Source organism: Longibacter sp. (genome assembly GCF_051155795.1).
Taxonomy (GTDB): Bacteria; Bacteroidota; Rhodothermia; order Rhodothermales; family Salinibacteraceae; genus Longibacter.
In genome coordinates, this window is the sequence record NZ_DAXETW010000121.1 from 26,881 (window position 1) to 48,853 (window position 21,973).

The following is a 21,973-nucleotide window of genomic DNA, read 5'->3' on the forward strand; positions in this document are numbered from 1 at the left end:
TTGCGCATCAGACTCCGCTTGCCCGTATGACCAGGACCTGCTCTCCCCGTCTGCTCCGGCGCCTCCCCTCCGCGCTCGCGGCCGCTCTGCTCGCCGCCCTCCTCCTCCCCACGCCGGCATCCGCGCAGGGGTACTTCGACCAGTATGAGCTGGAAAATATTTTGACGCGGCGAGCCAGCTCGCTCGACGCGCTGCCGGAGGTCTACTACGAGTACATGGTGTACGACGACCCAAGCGGCAACAGCGTCATGGCCCGGAATCGCCTCTACTCCCGCCTCGGGGACGGCGACATGAAACTCGGGCACCAGCGCGCCCAGCTCGTCGAGCTCCTCAATCGCGTGACGCTGGAGAACGTCTCTCTCGGCGATACGCTCGTCGTCCCGACCGAATACGGCCTCGACTTCCGCGCCTACTCCCCGTTCCCACGCTACTACCCGGGCGCCCGAGACCACAACAAGGTCTTTATCATCCACAAGACGATTCAGGCCTTCGCCGCGTACGAATACGGCACCCTGCAACGGTGGGGCATCGTGAATACCGGGAATCCGGACTCGACGGCCACGCCGAACGGGCGCTTTAATTTTAACTGGAAGCAGGAGCAGCGCGTGTCCACCCTCAGCCCACCCGGCGAGGAGTGGGAGATGTTCTGGGTCTTCAACTTCCACGCGGCCCGTGGCATCCACGTGCATCAGTACGCAATGCCCACGGGCGGCCCGACGAGCCACGGCTGCGTCCGGCTCGTCGACGCCGACGCGAAATGGATCTACAACTGGGCCGATCCCTGGCAGACGACCCGTGGACACATTGGGCCGGGCAGCGGACAGGGACGCATTCAGTCCCCCGGCACGACGGTGCTCGTCCTCGGCGAAGATCCGCCGGAGCACCACCCCAACCCGTTCGTTGAGAAGCGCCGCTATCCGGTCCTGAAGCGCGTCTCGCTGCCGACGGATCCGTACAGCGTGGAACCGGGCACGCCGCAGCAGGAAATGTGGGATCGCATACGCAAACAGCGTGCATCGCGCTGAGCGTCATCACGGGGCGTACGAGCCGCGAACGCTTAAACAGCCCGTCCCCCGCGGCGCGTGAAGCATGCACGACGCGAGACGAATGCAGAATCCGTTACGGTGCCACCGTTGCCGGGATCTGCTGAAGCACCGACGTCTCTCGAAATACGCTGACGTCGTCAATCGGGCGCAGGATGCGACCGAAACGAGGTACCACGCTCGACGGCGACCGGGAGAAGTACGTCACGATGGCTTTGCCGACGATGTGATCTTCGGGCACATAGCCCCAGAAGCGGCTGTCCTGCGAGTTGTCCCGGTTGTCGCCCATCACGAAGTAGTAGTTCTGCCGGAACGTGTAGGTCGTCGTTTCCTGCCCGTCAATCGCGAACGTCGAGTCCGTCATCTGCCGCGCGTTCCGGTTCTCGTAGCGATCGATTACGGGCCCGTAAACGGCCCAGTTGTCGGCCGTCAGCTCCACGGTGGTGCCCTCTCCGGGAATGAAGACCGGACCGTAGTTGTCGCGCGAGTAACCCCGATCGCCAGGGTACAGCGTAGCCTGCGGCTGGGATGTTATCTCCGGCCGGATCTGTTCGATCCACGGCAGCTCGGAGATGGCCTGAATCGCAGACGGAGTCGCGGTCATGCGGACGGTCCGCGCGTCCGACGTCGGCTGGATCGACGAGATGTTGAGTTCTTCCCGCCGCGGGCGCGGAATCTGGTACCGCGCGTTTTCTTTCGTCACGAGCCAGTTCTGCTGCATGCCGTGGCCGAGCGGGTACGCCTGATCGTTGATGTGAACCACTTTTTCCCGCACGCTGATGGAGTCACCCGGCATCCCCATCACGCGCTTGATGTAATGCATCCGCCGGTCGATCGGACCGTCGTCGGGAGGATAGTTAAACACGATCGCATCGCCGCGTTCAACGGCGCCGAAGCCCGGAAGCCGGGTGTAGGGAAACTCGATGCCGGGGACGGACCACGATTGAACGAACGGAATCCCGACGGACATAGGCATGCGCGGCCCGTAATGCAGCTTCGACACGTAGAGATAGTCTCCCACGAGGAGATTTCGCTCCATTGACGGCGTCGGAATCGTAAACAGCGCGAAGATAAACACCCGCAGGACGAGAACGACGACGAGGGCGAACCCGAACGCCTCCACCCACTGGCGGAGCGAACTTTTCTCGGGTCGTGCGTCCGGGCGCTCTTCGTCGGAGGCGCGGGTACGCACGCGAGCGTCGGAGGTATTGGTCGAGGGCAAAGTTGGAAGCCGGGATCAGTGGAAAAAGGGACACGCAGAGCGGCGGGACGACGCCTCATCCGAACGCGTCTGCTCCTTCGGTTCGTATGGAAACGAACGCGAGCGACTCACCGCGTGCTGGCGGACGATGCGCCGGGGTCGGCCGGTGCCGAGCGTCGGGCATCAAGCCGGGGACGCTGTCCGGGCGTCGTTCGATATCGGGAGATCGGGTCCAGGAAGTAGGTGGACCCGTCGTACCCCGTACGATACCAGCGGCGTGTCTCGCTTTCAAAATAATAATCGACGTACGGCGCGGGCCTCGCGCGGAGCGCCGGCTCGAGTACGGCCTGGCGAAGGGCAAACAGGTCATCTCGGTATTTCGCAGAAGTAGCGACGATCAGCCCGCGATCGCGGGCTCCGTTGGCATCGCTGATTTTGACGGGGATGGAGTCGTTTACAACGAGCCAGTATTCGAACTGGACGTACTCGTCGCGCGGCTTTCGCAGGTTGAAGTCGGCCAGCACCTGTGTCGGATCGCCGTAGTGGGCCTGAAGCTGGGCACGAAGCCGGCGGGTCAGCGTCGTGTCGATTGGCGTGAAGTGCCGCCCGGCCCCGAGGAAGGACCACCGGGTTTCCGAAAAGCGGTCTCGATACCATCCCCGCTCCAGCTTCCGAACCGCACGCACCCGGGACACGGGGAACGAGGGAGCCGGCGACGATGCCTTCTCGCCCCCCGACGCACCGGGACGCAGCGAATCCGACGGTACGCGAAAGCGCTCGGGACCTGCAATGGCGACGCGACCCTGGGTCTCGCGCTGCATCCGCTCGGCAAGCATCTGGAGGCGGGCACGCTGATACCGCTCCACGAGTGTCGGCGACGTATCTGTCGGACGCTCAGCGTCTCCGCTGTACGTCGCCGTCCGGACCGGTGCCGTGGACCCATCCGAGGAGATCTGCTGGGCGTGGGTGTCGACCGGCATCCCGAAAAAAGCGAGACACAGGATCGGAAGCAGAAACGCCGAAGAACGAACGGGGGGAATCATCGGCAGGCGAGGGGAAAAGACCACGGGAAAGCCAGGAAGTGTATACTCGAGCGGTGGCGATTGGGATTCGCGGTACGACCGCCCGCGGCAACGCCCTTCAAGATCGGGCGCAGGGTTCGTTACATCAAGGAGTGTACCCGGATTCAACAGCCCGGCCTTCCCGGGCGCCCAGCGGCCCGACCCGGCCGGCAGTCGGGGGGAACGTTAGTTGTCGTTCATCGACAGCACGGCGAGAAACGCCTCCTGTGGCACGTCGACGCTGCCAACCTGCTTCATGCGTTTCTTCCCCTGCTTCTGCTTCTCCCAGAGCTTCCGCTTCCGGGTGATGTCGCCGCCGTAGCACTTCGCCGTCACGTTCTTTTTCTGTGCGCGAATCGTTTCGCGGGCCACGACGCGGCGGCCGATCGACGCCTGCACCGGCACCTCGAACATCTGCTTCGGGATGAGTTCTTTTAGCTTCTTCGTCAGCTTTCGACCGATCTCGTACGCCGAGTCGCGGTGAACGATGGTCGACAGCGCATCCACCGGATCCTCGTTGATGAGAATCGTAAGCTTGACGAGGTCGCTCTCCCGGTACTCGATAAACTCGTAGTCGAAGGAGGCGTATCCGCGGCTGACGCTCTTCAGCGTATCGTAAAAGTCGAAGACGATTTCGGCAAGCGGCAACTCGTAGACGAGACTGACGCGCTCGGTGTCCAGCCACCGTTGTTCGACGTACTCGCCGCGGCGGTCCTCGCAGAGCTGAATCAGGTTGCCGATGTAGTCGCTCGGCGTGATGATGTCCGCCCGGATGTACGGCTCGTAAACCTCGTCGATGTCGCCGTAATGCGGCATCTCTTCGGGATTATCGACCGTGACGATGTCTCCGTCGTCTTTTTCCCCCGGTTTGCTCACCTTAACGCGGTACTCCACGTTCGGCACGGTGGTGATGATGTCGAGGCCGAACTCTCGGTCCAGGCGCTCCTGAATAATCTCCATGTGGAGCAGCCCGAGGAAACCGACGCGGAAGCCGTATCCGAGGGCTGCCGACGTTTCCGGCTCGTAGGTCAGCGACGCGTCGTTGAGCTGGAGCTTGTCCAGTGCGCTGCGCAGATCTTCGAAGTCGTCGGTATCCGTCGGATAAATGCCGCTGAATACCATCGGCTTCACCTCTTTGAAGCCGGGAATCGGCTCCGTGGCCCCGTTCTTCTCCGTCGTGATCGTATCACCGACGCGCGTGTCCTGCACGTCTTTCACCGAGCCGATGATGTAACCGACGTCCCCGGCCGACAGCTTGTCGACCTTTTGCCGCCCGAGGCGGAGCGTGCCGAGTTCTTCTGCGTCATACCGTTTCTTATTCGACATAAACTCCATGCCCTCGCCCTGCGAGAGCGTCCCGTCGAAAATGCGGGCATACACGACCGATCCGCGGTAGGAATCGTACACGGAATCGAAGATGAGCGCCCGGAGCGGGGCGTCGGGGTCGCCGGAGGGCGGAGGGACGCGATCGATGATCATCTCCAGCAGGTCGTCCACGCCGGTGCCGGTCTTGGCGCTCACGGCCAGAATGTCTTCCGCCGGCTCGCCGATGAGGTCTTCCAGCGACTGCGCGATCACGTCCGGCTGGGCGACCGGCAGGTCCACCTTGTTCAGCACCGGGATGATCTCCAGGTCCTGCTCAAGCGCGAGATAGAGATTCGAGATGGTCTGCGCCTCAATGCCCTGGGCCGCATCAACAAGCAGGATCACGCCTTCGCACGCTTTCAGGGCACGCGACACCTCGTAGGTGAAGTCGACGTGTCCGGGCGTATCGATCAGGTTGAAGATGTACTCCTCCCCGTCCTTCGCCTCGTACGTCATCCGCACGGCGTGGCTCTTGATCGTAATGCCACGCTCGCGCTCGAGGTCCATATCATCGAGCGTCTGCTCCTGCATATCCCGCTCGCTGATCGTCCCCGTGCGTTCGAGCAGGCGATCGGCGAGCGTACTCTTGCCGTGATCGATGTGGGCAATGATGCAGAAATTGCGGATGTTCGACTGATCAGGCATGAGCGATGCGGAAACCTGAGGGATGCTCGCGAGGGACGACGGGCTAGCGGTGTGCGCCGAGACCGCCATTTTTGCAGGATGTGTTACACGCACGACAGCGTGCGGCGTTCGACAACAGCACGTCCCGAAACCGTGGGAACTGTGCGAAAAGACGTGTCCCCTACGTCACAGACTGGATCGTCGGGGTGGACCGTCGGGGGTGGGTCCTGCAGATCGCATCACGCGGTCGCGGACGTCCGGTCGGACGCGTCGGCCATCTCCGGGACCGATTCCGAAGACCGGTTCGGCGACGACGTGGACGTGCCGTTGCCGTTGTGCAGCCCATGCGGAACGTGCGCACGAAGGGGCGGGAGGGCGAAGTCTACACGTGCCGGCTCGACCGAGGCGATCCGCATCGAAGCCCGGCGGAGGCGAAGGCGCTCGCGCTCGTGAAAGGTGTGGTGGAACGTGAGAACGCCGATCACACCACCGACAATCGCCATGTCCGCGACGTTCCAGATGGGGAACAGGTCAATGTACGCACCGCCGTAGACGGGGACGGCTTCAGGGATCCACCCCTTCCAAACGCTGACGTGGATAAAGTCGACGACCTTCCCCTGAAACAGCTCGCCGTAACCGAGAAGCGAGCCGTAGAACACCCGGTCGATGATGTTGCCGATGGCGCCGCCGAAGATAAAGGCAAGGCTTAGGCGGTAGGGGAGATAGCTGTGGCGGACATGATAGAAGTAGTACGCCACGAGCCCCATCGCCAGAAGGGCAAGCACCGTCACCGTCCCTTTCGGGCCGACCTGTATCCCGAACGCCATGCCCGGGTTCTCGGTGAAGGTGAACTTGAGCCAGTCCCCCACAATGGGAATCGACTGGCCGCGATACATGTATTCAAGAACCGCTGCTTTCGTGAGCTGGTCGAGGACAACGACGAGCCCGGACAGCCAGAGTACTCTCATGTGCTTCAAAATCAGTGCATGAACGACACGGGCGGGCCGTGCAGGTTAGCGGCGTCGAACGCCTCCGCCGCCCGGCCTGCGCGTGCGGCCGTCGGGCGGTGCATCCCCCGGTGCCGCCAACCGACGGATCGGAATCCGGCTTACCCGTTCTGCTTCTCCTTCTTCTTTTGCTGCTGCTTCGCCGCGATGGAGATTTCCGTATGTGGGACGGCCTCCAGCCGCTCTTTCGCGATCGGCTCGCCGGTCACTTTGCAGATACCGTACGTCTCGTTGTCGATCCGCTCGAGGGCACGGTCGAGATATCCGATGTATTTCTGCTGGCGGGCGATCATCAGATACAGTTTTTCCCGCTCCATCGCATCCGTGCCGGCGTCGGCCATGTGAAACGAATAGGCCGTGTTATCGCTGGCCTGCTCGCGCGCCTCGTCGATCTGACCGCGCATACGTTCGATGTCTTCGCGGGCGGCGCGACGTCGTTTCATGATGAGACCGCGGAAGTGCTCGAGCTCTTCTTCGGAGAAGGGCGTTTCGCGGTCATCGGCCCCCGGTGGGGGCGCCTCTGAGGAATTCCCGTTGGTCGGTTGAGACTCCTTTTTCGCCATAATGAATGCGCCTCACGGATGTCGGTCAGAAACGAAGATCGATCCGAAAAAGTGGTCGATCGGAGAACGCCCATCGGCAACCACATCCCCCGTGGAGCTCGCGTCAGGACGTGGAGGACGGTGTACCGGCCCGTCGGACCGCAACCGTGAGCTGCTCTTCTCCAATGTCGAACGTCTCCACGGCCTCGCCCTCCGGCTGTTCGGACGGCTGCAACTCCAGAGCAAGGGTCTCGTTCCGAATCCAGTCGGCCCACTGATCGATCGCGCCCTGGATTCGATCGGAGCCGCGGTAGTCGATCTCAATCCGGTCGGTGACGTCGAAACCGGCGTCTTTGCGGAGGTTCTGAATCCGCTTGACGCTCTCTCGCGCCAGTCCCTCCTGGAGCAACGCCTCACTGATGTGAGTGTCGAGTGCGACCGTGACCCCGGCCCGCTGCTCGACCAGCCAGCCCTCGATCCCTTCACTCGTGATCTCGAGGTCCTTCGGCCCCAGCTCGATCTCTTCGCCGTCGACCTCCAACACGACGGAGCCCGTATCGATGTACGTGCTGATCGCGTCGTCGTCGAGCTGGCGCACCTTCTGGTTGACCGGCTTCATTTTCGCACCGAGACGCGGGCCCAAACGGCTGAAGTTGGGCTTCGCGGAGCGGCGCACAACGTCGCTCGTGTGATCGACGTACTGGATGTCTTTCACATTGACCTCGTCAAGAATGATGTCGGACACATCGTCGACGACGGATTTTTCGACGCCGGTGCCGGTTACCACCAGAATGCGTGGCAGCGGCTGACGAACGTTGATTTCTGCCTGATTCCGCAGGCTCAGCACGACCGACGAGATCGTACGGGCCAGCCCCATCCGGTGCTCGAGGGCGTCGTCCCGCTCGGACGCGTCGACCTCCGGAAACTCGGCCAGGTGAACGCTCTCGACGACGTCGCTGACGGTTTCGCTGGACAGTTCGCGGTAGAGCTTCTCCCCGAAGAACGGGGCGACCGGACTCATCAATTTCGCCGTCGCCAGCAGGCACTCGTAGACGGTCTGATAGGCGGCTTGCTTGTTCTCCGGCGCGACGGCTTCCCCATGGGCGCCATTGTCCCGCTTGGCGCTCCAGAAACGCCGACGCGACCGCCGGAGGTACCAGTTCGATAGCTCTTCGACAAACCCTTCCACAGCCCGGGCGGCCGTCGTCGGGTCGTAATCGTCCAGTGCAGAGACGACGTCTTCGACCGTGGTGTTGAGCCGGCTGATGATCCAGCGGTCCAGCTCGGGCCGCTCCGCCACGGGAATGCGATCCGCGCTCGCGTCGAACTCGTCAATATTGGCGTACGTGGCGAAGAAGCTGTATACATTTTCCAGCGTTCCGAAGAACTTCCGCCGGAGGTCGCGCAGGCCACGCTCGCTGAACTTGATGTTCTCCCACGGCGGGGTGTTGCTCATCATGTACCAGCGGACGACGTCCGCGCCGTACTCGTCGATCACCTCAAACGGGGCGACCGAGTTGCCTTTCGACTTCGACATTTTGTTGCCGTCCTCGTCGAGCACCAGACCGTTGACGACGACGTTCTTGTACGCAACATCGTCCATCACGAGCGTGGCGATGGCGTGGAGCGTATAGAACCAGCCCCGCGTCTGATCAACGCCCTCGGCGATGAAGTCGGCGGGGAAGTTCGCTTCGAACTGTTCCTTGTTTTCGAACGGGTAGTGCCACTGGGCATACGGCATCGACCCGGAGTCGAACCAGACGTCGATCAGGTCCGGGACGCGGCGGTAGGTGCCGCCATTTTCGGCCTCGCAGGTCCAGTCGTCCACGAACGGCCTGTGCAGATCGACGTCTTCGTCGTCGGCCGGGATCTGGTCCCCGAAGCGTTGACGGAGCTCGTCGATCGATCCGACGATAAAGTAGTCGTCCGGGTCCTCGTCATTTACCCAGATCGGTAGCGGCGTGCCCCAGTACCGGCGACGGCTGAGGGCCCAGTCCACGTTATTTTCGAGCCACTCGCCGAACCGCCCGGTGCCAATGCCTTCGGGCTGCCAGTTAATCGACCGGTTGCGCTCCACCATCTTTTCTTTGAGCGCCGTTGTCCGGATGAACCAGCTGTCTACCGGATAGCTCATCAGCGGCGTCCCTTTGCGCCAGTCGAACGGGTAGTTGTGCAGGTACGTCTCGTGCTTGTATAGCAGTCCGCGCTCCTTCAGGTCGGTCGTGATCTGCTTGTCCGCGTCCTTAAACCACTCTCCAGCCACCAGCGTCGCCTCTTCGGTGAAGCAGCCGTCGGTGTCGATCGGGTTGAACAGCGGCAGACCTTCCTGCTGCGCGACCGCGTGATCATCCGCGCCGTAGGCGGGCGCCATGTGCACGACGCCGGTTCCCTCGTCCGTCGACACGATGCCCGACGGCACGACGCGCCACGCCTCGCCCTTCTCCACCTGGTCAGTGAAGTAGCTAAAGACGGGCTGATACGTCCGGCCCACGAGGTCGGAACCGGGGAAGGTGTCGACAACCTCGTAGTCCTCATCGAGAACCCTGTCGAGCAGGTCGGTCGCCAGAATCAGGCACTCCTCGCCCTGGTGCGGGTCGTCGTGGCGGACCTTCGCATATTCGATGTCCGTGCCGACGGCGAGCGCCGTGTTGGAGATCAGCGTCCACGGCGTCGTCGTCCACGCCAGGAAGTACGTGTCCTCCTCGTCGTCGACGGAGAAACGGATGTAGACGCTCGGGTCCTGCGTTTCCTCGTAGCCGAGACTCACCTCGTGGCTGGACAGCACGGTGTGCGAGCCGGGGCTGTACCACTGCACTTTCTTGCCGCGATACAGCAGGTCGCTGTCGTGAATCTGCTTTAGCAGCCACCAAACGCTTTCGATGTATTCCGTCTCGTAGGTGACGTACGGGTCGTCGAGGTCGACCCAGTAGCCCATGCGCTCCGTGAGTTCGTCCCACTCGTCCTTATACTTGAGGACACTCTCCCGGCAGGCGGCATTGTACTTTTCGACGCCGTACTCTTCGACATCGGCCCGCGTCTGCAGGCCAAGTTCCTTCTCGACCTCGATCTCAACCGGGAGACCGTGGGTGTCCCACCCGGCCTTTCGGGCCACCCGGAAGCCCTGCATCGTCTTGTAGCGGCAGAAAATGTCCTTGATCGCCCGTGACATGACATGGTGAATGCCGGGATGGCCGTTCGCCGTCGGTGGACCCTCGTAGAACGTGTAGGCGGGCTGTCCGTCCCGCTCGGTAATGCTCTTCTCGAAAATGCTGTTCTCGGTCCACCAGTCGAGGACCGATTCTTCGAGCTCGGGCAGGGACGATGGAAGCGAGTTAAACGGCGCCATGGGCGAGAGGAGGACGTCGGAAGCAGTGAAAGGTCAAGTAGTCGCTACGGCATCGCGCGCTGCGATGTTCTTCCCTCCGATAGAAATTGGATATGATCGAATGTGAACGTTCGGGGTTCAACGTTCAGGGTTCAAGGTTCAGGGTTCAAAGTTCAGGGTTCACGGCACGGACGGCCGTGCGGATCGTGAACGTCGAGCCCCGTACCCTGCACCGCGCTTTCGTGAAGAGCGTCGCCCTGCCGGAAGGATCCAACGATCCAACGGTCCAACGATCCAACGATCCAACGATCCAACGATCCAACGAATCAACGTAAATCCTCAACCCTCAACCCGACGAATTCAAAGCTCTCGCCGTCGAAAAGGCCTTGGTCGCTAAGTTTTAGCTTGGGAATCACGAGCAGCGCCATGAAACTGAGTGTCATGAACGGGGCGTCCATCGGACTGCCGAGATCCTCCTGAACGAAGCGGCTCAGAGCCGTGTAGCGGCGGGGCACCTCGGGGTAGGACCGGTCGCTCATCAAGCCGGCGATCGGGAGCGGGAGGAGACGCGTCGTGCCTCGTCCGACCGCAGCCACGCCACCTTTCGCGTCGATGACGGCGTTGACGGCGCGCGCAAGGGCCTCGTCACTCGCACCGACGGCGACGATGTTGTGCGAATCGTGCGCGACGCTGGAGGCGATCGCCCCCTCCGGTAAGCCGAACCCGCGGACGAATGCTACTGCCGGATCGGCGTCCCGGTATCGATTCACGACGGCGATCTTCAGAACGTCACGAGACGGGTCTGCTACAACCGCACCATCCCGCAGCGCCGCTTCTACCTTTCCCTCGCCTGTCACCAGCTGATTGTCACTCGCCTGGATCACGCGCAGGCGAAACGGGTCCGGGTCCGGGTTCGGCAACCCGACACGGAACGCCTCCGCCTCGACCGGGGATGCCGCAAACCGATTGACGACGGGCGACTCTTTCCGTGGAATCCGGGTCTCTCCCCGTGAGGCGACGCGCACGCCCCGGACGTAGGTCTCCAGCACATCGAATGTCTCCAGGTCACGGACCACGATCAGGTCGCCCGGATCCCCTTCGCGAAGGAGGCCGACGTCCAGTCCATAGTGCTCAACCGGGTGGATGCAGGCTGCGCGCAGGACGTCGAATCGGTCGTACCCGAGGCCGATCGCCCGCCGAACGAGATCGTCGATGTGCCCCTCCACGATGGCATCGGGGTGCTTGTCGTCGCTGCAGAACATGAGGCGATCCGGTGCCTCCGCCATCAGCGGGATGAGCGCATCGAAGTTCTTCGCTGCCGACCCCTCTCGTATCAGGATCTTCATCCCGGCAGCCAGCTTCTCCCGCGCCTCGTCGATGGAAACGCACTCATGGTCGGTTTCCACCCCGGCGCCTGCGTACGCCCGGACGCCGTCGCCCCGGAGACCTGGCGCGTGACCGTCGACCGGTTTCCCATGGCGTTTCGCAGCGGCGATTTTCGACATTAAGTCCGGCGTGCGGTCGATGACGCCGGGGTAGTTCATGACTTCGCTCAGATACGGGACGTCGTCCCGGTCGAGAAGCCTGGCGACGGCCTCCGCGTCCAGCTCTGCGCCGCTGGTCTCGAACGGGGTGGCCGGTACGCAAGACGGGGCGCCGAAGGCGAACGTGAACGGCACGTCCGCGCCGTCCGATAACATGTAGTCAACGCCCGACACACCGAGCACGTTGGCGATTTCGTGCGGGTCGCTTACCGTCGCCACCGTGCCGTGAGTCACGACCGCCCGGGCAAACTCCGACGGCGTCAGCATCGAGCTTTCGACGTGGACATGTGCGTCGACGAATCCCGGCAGGATGTAGCGATCCGGCACGCGCCCGTCGACATCGTCGATCCGGACAATCCGGCCATCCTTAACGTGTACGACCGACGGCTGAATGTCGCGGTTGTGGAGATCGACGACGTGCCCGCGAAGGGAAAAAGAGGTAGACATACAGGCGAGAGGGATTCGATGCGCAACGGCGGGCCTGCAGCATACCAAACGCGGCGTCAAGATTCGACCCTATCAGCGCGCGCTGCACGCGCCGGCCTCCTTGATGGAATGCGCAGCCTCACCCGGACATTCCATCTCCGTTACGAGCCATGTCGTGGACGGTCGGTTTCCGGAAATGCGCGGTTTCCATCTCTACGTCATACCTGTTACCCTTACTCGTACCGACTGTCTTGTCGGTGCGCCTTTCAAACCACTCCTCTCCAGTCCCCAACCTCCTGTGCAACGCACGATCTCCTCACTCGCCGTGCTGTGCGCCTGTCTGCTCGTGATATCGGGCTGTGCCGGTGCCGGATCGGTGTCCGACGCCTCCTCGAAGAAAGCGGCCGCGGCCGCCTCGTCCGACCCGGACGACATGAAACCCTTTTCCGAGGTCGTTCCCGACGACGCGGAGACCACCGAAGGGTTGATGACAACGCACTTCGATGAGGAAAAGCTCTTCCTCTCCCTCCCGGACTCGATTCTCGACCGCGAAATACTGACAATCTCGCGGGCTTCGCAGGCCCCGGACGGACTCGCCTACGGAGGCGAGAAGGTCAACACGCAGGTCTTGCGGTGGCAGCGGCGCGGCGACAAGGTGCTGCTTCGTGTTGTCAGCTACGAGAATATCGCCGACGAAGAGGACCCCGTCTACCGGGCGGTTCAGAATTCGAACTTCGAGCCGATCATCCAGTCCTTCGATGTAAAAGCGCTGACGAAGGACAGCACCGGCGTCGTGATCGACGCCACCGATCTCTTCGCGAGCGACGTTCCGGCCCTCGGTCTGCCCCAGGAGGCACGACAGCAGTACAAGGTCCGCCGCCTCGACGCGAGCCGGTCGTTCATTACCGGCGTGAAGAGCTTTCCGGAAAACACGGATGTCGAGACCGTCCTGACCTACCAGGCCCAGAATCCGCCGTCGAACGAGTCGACGGGGACGCTGAGCGTGGCCATGAACCACTCGTTCGTGCTCCTCCCCGAAGAGCCGATGCAGCCGCGCCTGTGCGACGACCGTGTCGGGTATTTCTCGATTGAGCGCACGGATTACAGCTCGGATGAGCAGAAAGCCGCCGAGGAGTGCGTGATCACACGCTGGCGCCTGGAGCCGTCCGATCCGGAAGCCTACGCTAACGGCGAGCTGGTGGAACCGGTCGAGCCGATCGTTTACTACATCGACCCGGCCACCCCGGAGAAATGGCGGCCATACCTGAAGCAGGGCGTGGAAGACTGGCAGAAAGCGTTCGAGCGCGCGGGATTCAAGAACGCTATTATCGCGAAAGACCCGCCCACCGCAGAGGAGGACCCCGACTTCGACCCGGACGACGTTCGATACTCGACCATCCGCTACTTCGCGTCGGAGACGCAGAACGCGTACGGTCCGCACGTGCACGACCCGCGCTCCGGTGAAATCCTGGAAAGCGACATCGGCTGGTACCACAACGTGATGAACCTGCTGCGGAACTGGTACCTCGTGCAGACCGCCGCCGTCAACCCGTCCGCCCGCGGCCGCAACTTCGACGAGGACGTGATGGGGCAGCTCATCCGCTTCGTGTCGGCGCACGAGGTCGGGCACACGATCGGTCTGCCGCACAACTGGGGCTCAAGCTACGCCGTCCCGGTCGACAGCCTCCGCTCTCCCTCGTACACGTCCACGCACGGTACGGCACCGTCGATCATGGACTATGCCCGCTTCAACTACGTCGCACAGCCGGGCGATGGCGTCACGCAGTTCGGCCCGAAGGTCGGCGAGTACGACAAGTGGTCTGTGGAGTTCGGCTATCGCGACCTTGGCATTGACGACCGTGAGGCCGACGCGCAGAAGTGGGATGACCGTATCCGGGAAAAGGCCGGCGACCCGGTCTATTTCTACGGTCGTCAGACGCTCACGAAGGTGGATCCCCGTTCGCAGAACGAGGACCTCACCAATGATGCCGTCGAGGCAAGCCGCCTCGGCATCGCCAACCTGAAGCGCATTCTCCCGAACCTGATCGAATGGACCCGGAAGGACGGCGCCGACTTCGCCACGCTCGAAGAACTCTACGGAGCGGTCCTCAACCAGTGGGGGCGCTATATGGGCCACGTCGGAAGCTACGTCGGCGGCGTCTACGATACGCCAAAGACGTACACGCAGGATGGCGTCGTCTTCGAGCCCGTCCCGGGCGACCGGCAGCGCGAAGCCATGTCGTTTCTCGTGGAAGAAGGCCTTCAAACCCCCTCCTGGATGCTGGAGACGAGCATTCTCCGTCGCATCGAACACGCTGGTGCCGTGGATCGCATCCGCGACGCGCAGATGAACGTCGTCGAGATGATGCTCGAACCCCGCCGGATGGCGCGCCTTATCGAGACCGACGCCCTCGCCGAAACGGATGATGCCTACGGGCTAAACGACATGCTCTCGGATCTTCGCACCGGAGTCTGGACGGAAGTCGACTCCGGCTCCGACGTCGGAGCATTCCGCCGCAACCTCCAGCGCGGCTACCTCGAGGAAATGGGTAGCCTCATGACGGAGACGGTAGACACCCCCGACATCCCGGACGCATACGCTGATTACGTGCAGCTCACGCCGGTAACGGTCGAGCAATCGGACATCCGCGCAGCGGTCCGCGGCCAGCTCGAAGCCCTACAGGACGACGTCCAGCGTGCGCTCCGTCGCAGCAACGATACAGCGACTGAGCAGCACTACCAGGACGTGCTTGCCCGAATCGACGACATTCTGAACCCGGAGTCGACCGGCTAACGGTTAACCTCATACCGGGTCATCGAGAACGATGGCCGCACAACGACTGCGCCCTGCACCTACCACAACGACGGTGCAGGGCGTTTTTTATTACGCCGGCGGCGGGCATGGCGTAGCCGGCGATAGGGAAGCGAAATCACTTGTCCCGCGTCAGGCTCGTGAGGGAGACCGGTTCTCCGCATCCGCGATACATCTCGCCGTCGACGGTAACGGTAACGGAGTGAGAGAACGGCTTGCCGCTCATCGCATCCGTGCAGGCGTCCTCCCGAATCACGAGGCGGAGGGTGTGATCATTCGCCGTCGTGTCGTACGCAACGACGCCCGCGGGGGTCGTGTGCGCCGTCGGGGTGGGAAAAACGACGATCGTTTCTCCGTAATTGCCCTCATACCGGATCGTGTCGCGCGTCACAACCGCCCGCCATCCCGGCTCCTGACCCAGCGCCTCAAACGCTTCGTCCGGTTCTGACACCGCCGCGGCCTTCGACCCGGGGTCCGCATCGATGCCCTGGCCCGGAGCCGCATCGGCAGCGTGAAACGTCAGTCGCCGGGTCCCCTCCTCGTCGTAGAGATCCAGGCGTCCAGCATCCAGCGCATGCGAACGGATGTCCCGGAGCGTCGCGAAGTACCGATTCTCCACGTCCATCGCCGGGCCCATGCACGCCCGCTTCGTGGAGGCGATCGCGCCAACGGTGAGCGTGTCGCCCGAGACCTCGTACCCGCCGGAATACCGGTTGCAACCGCCGCGGCCGGCGACCTTGCCATCGGGACGGAATTGTGCCGTCACGCGGACGTCCTCGAGGGTGTCGCGTGCGACCCGGCCGTCTTGAAAGCGGACGAGTCGCCAAACGGGCCCAACCAGGTCCGCGCCGTCCGCCACCGACACCGTTTCTGCCGCAGGCTCGGCCGATTCCCCATCGGGGGCCGACACGTCCTCCTTCCGGTCGTCGCAACCAGTGGCCGCCGTCAGCAAGAGCGAGAGGGCGAGCAAGAGAAAGCTACGCGTACACATGGGACACAGGGTAAGTGATTCCGGGGAATGAACGGGTTCGGAACGGCGAGGTGCGGGTCATTCGCGCCGTCGGGAAATGGCGAGCATCCGAGCCCGCTGCCGAAGCCGGACGGATGCGTCAAGCAGCCGGCGCCTGCGCGTCCAGGACTTGATCCGCCAGAGCATCGAGCGACGGCGGGATTTGCGGCGCCGGCCTGGACCGCTCCATGACCTCCGCAAGCGCCTCCGGGACCGGTACCTCGCGGCCGACCAGCGAATCGACGATGTCGTCGAACTTGGCGGGATGAGCCGTCGCCACGATGACCCAGGGACGGTCGTCGCCCGACGCCAGCATCTTTTCCCGGACTTCCACGGCTGTCGCCGTATGCGGACACCAGATCTCGCCCCAGTCGTTTTCGCCCGCCGCGATGCGTTGTCGGATGACCTCGTCCGTCACACGAGCGGCCGAGATCGAGGATCGCAGGGCGTCGACCGACGGATACAGGTGACGCAGCCGCTCCATGTTACTGGGATTCCCCACGTCCATGGCGGTTGCGAGCGTCTCGACCGTCTCCATCGGCTCCCACTCCCCGCTTTCGAAAAAGGCGGTCACAGGCCGATTCGCATTCGTCGCGAGCACGACCTCCCCGATCGGGAGCCCGCTCTTCCGTGCGTACACGCAGGCGAGGGCATTCCCGAGATTGCCGGAGGGCACGATGAAGTTGGCCTGGTCGCCCGTCTCTCGCCAGATACGGAGGCTTGCGACGGCGTAATACGTCATCTGCGGGAGCAGCCGACCGATGTTGATGCTGTTGGCCGAGGACAGCCGCTTCCGGTTCTGCCACGTGTCGTTCTGAAAGGCAGCCTTGACCAGACGCTGGCAGTCGTCGAATACGCCCCGGACGGCGATCGTCTGCACATTCGCCCCCCAGCCCGTGAGCTGCTTTTCCTGCCGGTCGGATACGCGTCCTTTCGGATACAGCACGACGACCTCTACATTCGGCTTCTTCCAGAACGCTGCGGCGACAGCCGCCCCGGTATCGCCGGAGGTGGCCACGAGAATGGTGAGCGGCTCTGTCGCCGTCCGGTTCAGCCGGGACAGTGAACTGGCCAGGAACCGCGCCCCGACATCCTTGAAGGCGGCCGTCGGTCCGTGGAAGAGTTCGAGGACACGCGTCCGCCGATTAACGTCCTTCAGCGGCACCGAGAAGCCGTACATGTCCGAGACGATACCCGGCACCTCCGGCGCGAGAACGTCGCCGTCGAAGAACGGCTCCAGCATGCGCTCCGCGATCGATTCAGCCGTTGTGCAGTCTTCGAACACCTCCGGCGGAATCGTCGGAAAGGCACGCGGGACGTACAGCCCGCCGTCCGGTGCCAGACCATCCTGCAGGGCATCCGACAGGGAGACGCTGTGATCGCTGTTGCGGGTCGAAACGTATTTCATGGACAGACGGTCGGTCGGAACGCGGGTGAACGTCGTGCACGGTAACGTACGAACGGGACGGAGAGTTTGCGCAGCGGCGGCCCGTCTGCCGGGTGAGGGTGGGCAAACACGGTACCTACACGCTGATCCTCAAATCTCGTGGCTCCCATCAGCCTGCCAGGTCCCCGCCTGACGGTTAAGGTCGACGAGGTGGCCAACAGTCGGATAGGGGGCGTGAAAAAGATCGGACCCGGCGGAATGCATCTTAAAATTTTCTTTTCGTCAACGCCCAGAGGCCACGCACACCCTGTGGAATATGAAGATAAAATGGCCTCTTGAGGCATTATCCGCCAATCACCGGAGAGATGACGACTCTTTCATCTTTTGTCGTACAAGCCAGTGATCTTTTCTCGCAAGCGGGTGTTTCTTTTCGTCAACGATCCGCTCTGTGGCTTTGTGGGAAACCGCCATGCGTACATTCTCGATACTGGTTGTAATCGGTCTTACCCTCTTCCTGTGCAACCCTGCGGACGCCGTCGCGCAGTACGATCCCGGGAACAGTGGGCTACCGTCGTGGGCGGAGCCATCGCAATCGCAGCGTGTTGACCGACCCAGTAGACGTTCCCGCCGGTCGTCATCACGTCCGTCAAACGGAGACCCTAATACTCAACGTTGGGGATCTGTCGATCCTGTTCCAATGGGTAGATGCAATGTCCCGTGGGCTGGCAGTTGTGATAACCCCACCCCACCTCCGGGACAATGCAGCAACGACCCATCGCTACCGGGATGTCAGGAGACCTGCGCGGTCTCAAACGACTGTTCCGTTCCCGATCCCGTCCCCATCGACGACTGGCTGCCCCTCCTCGCGGTCGCCGGCCTTGGGCTCGGACTGTACCGATTGAACCGGCGTGAGAGTCGAGCGGAATAAAAGCGAAACGCTCACCACGGAAACGTGCGCTCTCACAGGAGCCTTTCGCCCGCGACCGGTCCGCGACGGATGATGCGTTGCAGTGCGGTCCACCGACCTACACGAGTCGCGCGCCAGGGGTGTCCGTACGTACGACCCACGCGTTCGCCGGGATGTCTCGCGCGGTAAACGCGTCGACCATGACGTCCCGGACGGCCTCCGCTTCACCGGCCCGCGCCCACGCGAAGCATGCGGGGCCCGCACCGGAGAGCGAGCAGCCTAACGCGCCCGCCTCCATGGCAGCACGTTTCACCGACGAAAAACCCGGTACGAGCTCCGCCCGGTATGGCTCCACGATGAAGTCCCGCAGCGACCGGCCAATGAGATCTATGTCACCCTGGTAGCATCCCGCGACAAACGAGGCAATATGTGCGGTCTGCTGCACGATGTCGTCGTATGGAAGTCGCTCCGGCAGTCGCGCCCGGGCATCCCGCGTGGCGACCGTCCGGTCAGGATGCACGAGGACGCACCGCACCGTCTCGGGCACGGGCAGATGAATCACATCTGGCGGGTCGACGGACCGTGTCAGGACGACGCCGCCATACAGACACGGCGCGACGTTGTCGGGGTGAATGGCGCCGCTGGCGACGGCCTCGCCGATGAGCGCATACGTGAACACGCGGTCCACGGGGAGCGGCTCGTCCAGGAGGGCATTCGCCGCGAAGGCCGAGCCAACGGCCGATGCCGCGGATCCGCCCATTCCGGACCCGAGCGGGATGCCTTTCTCTAGATGGACATCAAAGCCGAAACCCAGGCTCAGGTCATCAATCATCCGGAGGAGACCGGCCGTCGCCGTATTCTTCTCCGGCGCCGTCGGAAGATCGGTCACCGTCCCCTCGATCCCTGCGATGCGAACGATCGGCTCATCGATACGCCGGACCGTGACCCGATCCCCGGCGACATCTGCAATGCAACCGAGGACATCGTATCCAACGGCCACGTTGCCAATCGACGACGGCGCATAGACGGTCGCTTCGTCCCCGTCGACGGAGCACACCTCCGATGTACCCGACGAGTTCAGGGACGACGCTGGTGCGGACGGGGATCGCGACATGGAGCAGGACGGATCGTAGAAGCGACGAAAGACGGTGCGAAGAATTAATCGGCGGCGCGCCCTCGATCTGTGCACTCGATCTGCGCACTCGATCTACAGACGAGCCGGGTGGGCCACCGGACGGCTTACGCGATCAGGCGAAGCAGGTCGGCAAACACGCCGGCGGCTGTTACCTGCGGGCCGGCGCCGGGTCCCTGAACGATGAGAGGATTCTTGCTATACCGGTCCGTCTGGAATCGCACGATGTTATCTGTGTGGTTGATGCGAGCAAACGCGTGATCCTGGGGGTAGCGGCGAAGCTGCACGTGTGCCTCCCCGTCCCGGTCCACACTACCGACGAAGCGCAGCACCTCTCCGGCCGCCTGCGCCGTGCGGAGAATGTCGGTCATACGGTCGTCGTGCTCGGGCAGCCGCTCGAGAAAGGACGCGACATCCCCATCCCGGAGCGCATCCGGGACGAGACCGTCGACCGAGACGTCGCTCAGGTCCAGCGGCAACCCCATTTCCCGTGCGAGAATTACCACCTTCCGTGCCACGTCCATCCCGGAGAGATCGTCGCGGGGATCGGGCTCGGTGAAACCGGCCTCCTTGGCCTGCCGAAGAATCGAGGAGAACGTCTGGCTCCCGTCGAACGCGTTGAAGAGGTACGACAGGGTGCCTGAGAGTATCCCCTCGATCCGATGGACGCGGTCACCGGTTTCAACGAGGTTGTGGAGGGTCTGAAGAATCGGAAGTCCGGCTCCGACCGTCGTTTCGTAGAGGTAGCGCGGGTTCGCACCGCGCGTCAGGTGTTGAAGACGCCGGTACTGATCCCACGACGCCGTGTTGGCCAGCTTATTCGGCGTCACGACGTGGATGCCCCGCTCGAGCCATTCGGTATACTTGCGGGCCACCGTCCGGCTCGCTGTACAATCGACGATCGCCGTGTGCGGGTGGTAATCCGTCCGCACGTGATCGATGAACGCATCCAGGTCCGGCGCGGCGATCACGTCTCCGAGCGCCTGGCGCCAGTTCTGAAGGTCGATGCTGTGCTCATCGAGGAGAACGCCGGACGTGTTGGCGATCCCCCGGATCCGGACGTCGATACGACGCTCGGTGCGCAGCCGGTCGACCTGTGCGGCAAGCTGGTCCAGTAGTGCCGCGCCGACGTTCCCGACCCCGACAATGCCCACCGACAGCGTCTGCGCGGACAGATAGAACCCCGCGTGGGCCGCGCGAAGGGCCCGCTGCGCATCGGACCCGTCGACCACAGCAGAAATGTTGCGCTCGGACGCTCCCTGCGCAATCGCCCGCACATTCACCCCGGCCTTGCCGAGCGCGCCAAAGAACGTAGACGCAACACCGGGCGTGCCGGACATGCCATCTCCCACAACGGCGAGAATGCTGCAGTTGCGGGTGACCTCGACGTCCTGCACCTGCCCCTGATGCCGCTCGGCATAGAAGGCCTGCTCCGTCACCTGACGCGCCCGCTCGGCCTGCCCTTCCGGCACCGCGAAGCAAATCGAATGCTCGGAGCTGCCCTGCGAGATCACGATCACGGAAATGTCCGCATCCTCCAGCGCAGCGAAGAGACGTCGGGCGATGCCCGGCACCCCGATCATGCCGGTTCCCTCCAGATTCAGCAGCGCGACATCATCGACCGTTGAAAACCCCTTGACGGCGTCGTCAACTCCGTTGTCGCCTGCCGACCCGTCCAGATGGATCCGCGTCCCGGGCTGGTCGGATCGGAACGTGTTACGGATCGTGACCGGGATGTCGTGGTCCAGCACCGGTTGCAGGGTACGGGGATGAATGATCCGCGCACCGAAGTACGCCATCTCCATCGCCTCCGCGTACGACAGCGACTTCAGCTGCTGCGCATCCGGGACATACCGCGGATCGGCGCTCATTACGCCGTTAACGTCGCTCCAGATCTGAAGCTCTTCGGCGTCAAGAAGCGCAGCGAAAATGGCACCGGAGAAGTCGCTGCCGTTCCGGCCGAGTGTAGTCGGCACGTTTTCAGGCGTCTTCGCGATGAATCCGGTGATCACGAGGATGTCCGGGTCGCCGGCCTCATCCGAGAGTCCAGCCCGTACCTGTTCGAACCGCTGGCGGGTGCGGTCCCAGTCGATGACCGGCCCGAGCTGGCCGTGGGTGACGGTGATCACCTCCCGCGCGTCGACGAACCGGGCGTCGTGGCCCTCTGCACGGAGACACTGCGCCAGCATCCGGGCCGACCAGATCTCGCCGTAGCCTGCTACCAGGTCGCGCACCGTCTCGGGCGCCGTCTGCATCAGGCGCGTCGCTCGCAGGACGTCCGTGAGGTCGTCAATGTCGGCATCGAGCTGCCGGAGGAGCGGCGCGGCCTGGTCCACGGCGAGTAGCTCGGTGACCGCCTCCCGCTGATCGCGTCGGAGCGCCGCCAGGTCCTCCTCAAATGCCTCGCCGTCCGGCGCCTGCGTCGCGAGATTCAGCAGGCGATCGGTGACGCCCTTCATGGCCGACACGACCATAGCCAGCGACCCCTCGCCGTCGGGACGATTGGCAACGATGTCGAGGACGCGCCGGACGCAGGTCGGGTCGGCAAGGCTCGAGCCGCCGAACTTGTAGGTCGTCCACGCGGACGG

At 63.3% G+C, this 21,973-nt stretch carries 13 protein-coding genes; 2 read left to right on the forward strand and 11 right to left on the reverse strand.

Annotated features, from left to right (window positions below; genetic code table 11):
- Positions 1-26 precede the first annotated feature (26 nt).
- Positions 27-1,025: a L,D-transpeptidase gene (locus ACFCU0_RS12495; RefSeq protein ID WP_434974011.1), complete on the forward strand. Its 999-nt coding sequence runs from the start codon at positions 27-29 to the stop codon at positions 1,023-1,025.
- 94 nt (positions 1,026-1,119) lie between these two features.
- On the opposite strand, the gene lepB is transcribed toward ACFCU0_RS12495, so the two are convergent.
- The 7 genes from lepB to ade all read right to left on the reverse strand — a co-directional run bounded on the left by lepB (position 1,120) and on the right by ade (position 12,159).
- The gene (gene lepB / locus ACFCU0_RS12500) at positions 1,120-2,265 is read right to left on the reverse strand and encodes a signal peptidase I (protein ID WP_434974012.1); all 1,146 of its coding nucleotides are present in this window, start codon (positions 2,263-2,265) and stop codon (positions 1,120-1,122) included.
- Between the two features lie 107 nt (positions 2,266-2,372).
- A complete protein-coding gene (locus tag ACFCU0_RS12505) occupies positions 2,373-3,287 on the reverse strand; it encodes a hypothetical protein (protein ID WP_434974013.1) in 915 nt (304 codons plus the stop codon).
- Positions 3,288-3,491: 204 nt separating this feature from the next.
- Complete coding sequence (gene lepA, locus ACFCU0_RS12510; RefSeq protein WP_434974014.1) at positions 3,492-5,315, reverse strand: translation elongation factor 4; 1,824 nt, start codon at positions 5,313-5,315, stop codon at positions 3,492-3,494.
- Between the two features lie 218 nt (positions 5,316-5,533).
- Complete coding sequence (locus ACFCU0_RS12515; RefSeq protein WP_434974015.1) at positions 5,534-6,262, reverse strand: signal peptidase II; 729 nt, start codon at positions 6,260-6,262, stop codon at positions 5,534-5,536.
- 140 nt (positions 6,263-6,402) lie between these two features.
- Positions 6,403-6,744: a TraR/DksA family transcriptional regulator gene (locus ACFCU0_RS12520; protein ID WP_434974016.1), complete on the reverse strand. Its 342-nt coding sequence runs from the start codon at positions 6,742-6,744 to the stop codon at positions 6,403-6,405.
- Between the two features lie 223 nt (positions 6,745-6,967).
- Positions 6,968-10,189 carry an isoleucine--tRNA ligase gene (ileS, locus tag ACFCU0_RS12525; protein ID WP_434974017.1) on the reverse strand — a complete coding sequence of 1,074 codons (3,222 nt, stop codon included), beginning with the start codon at positions 10,187-10,189 and terminating at the stop codon, positions 6,968-6,970.
- 305 nt (positions 10,190-10,494) lie between these two features.
- On the reverse strand, positions 10,495-12,159 hold the full coding sequence (gene ade / locus ACFCU0_RS12530; RefSeq protein WP_434974018.1) for an adenine deaminase: 1,665 nt from the start codon (positions 12,157-12,159) through the stop codon (positions 10,495-10,497).
- 277 nt (positions 12,160-12,436) lie between these two features.
- Here ade and ACFCU0_RS12535 point away from each other — a divergent pair, with 277 nt between their 5' ends.
- On the forward strand, positions 12,437-14,932 hold the full coding sequence (locus tag ACFCU0_RS12535; RefSeq protein WP_434974019.1) for a zinc-dependent metalloprotease: 2,496 nt from the start codon (positions 12,437-12,439) through the stop codon (positions 14,930-14,932).
- Between the two features lie 136 nt (positions 14,933-15,068).
- Here the strand turns inward: ACFCU0_RS12535 and ACFCU0_RS12540 are convergent, their stop codons facing one another.
- From ACFCU0_RS12540 to thrA, 4 genes are all read right to left on the reverse strand, one after another.
- Complete coding sequence (locus tag ACFCU0_RS12540) at positions 15,069-15,941, reverse strand: META domain-containing protein (protein WP_434974020.1); 873 nt, start codon at positions 15,939-15,941, stop codon at positions 15,069-15,071.
- Positions 15,942-16,059: 118 nt separating this feature from the next.
- The gene (thrC, locus tag ACFCU0_RS12545) at positions 16,060-17,367 is read right to left on the reverse strand and encodes a threonine synthase (protein ID WP_434974021.1); all 1,308 of its coding nucleotides are present in this window, start codon (positions 17,365-17,367) and stop codon (positions 16,060-16,062) included.
- A 1,004-nt stretch (positions 17,368-18,371) separates the two neighbouring features.
- Positions 18,372-19,367 carry a homoserine kinase gene (locus ACFCU0_RS12550; protein WP_434974022.1) on the reverse strand — a complete coding sequence of 332 codons (996 nt, stop codon included), beginning with the start codon at positions 19,365-19,367 and terminating at the stop codon, positions 18,372-18,374.
- Positions 19,368-19,492: 125 nt separating this feature from the next.
- The coding region (thrA, locus tag ACFCU0_RS12555) for a bifunctional aspartate kinase/homoserine dehydrogenase I (protein ID WP_434974023.1) at positions 19,493-21,973 on the reverse strand (2,481 nt) is incomplete at its 5' end.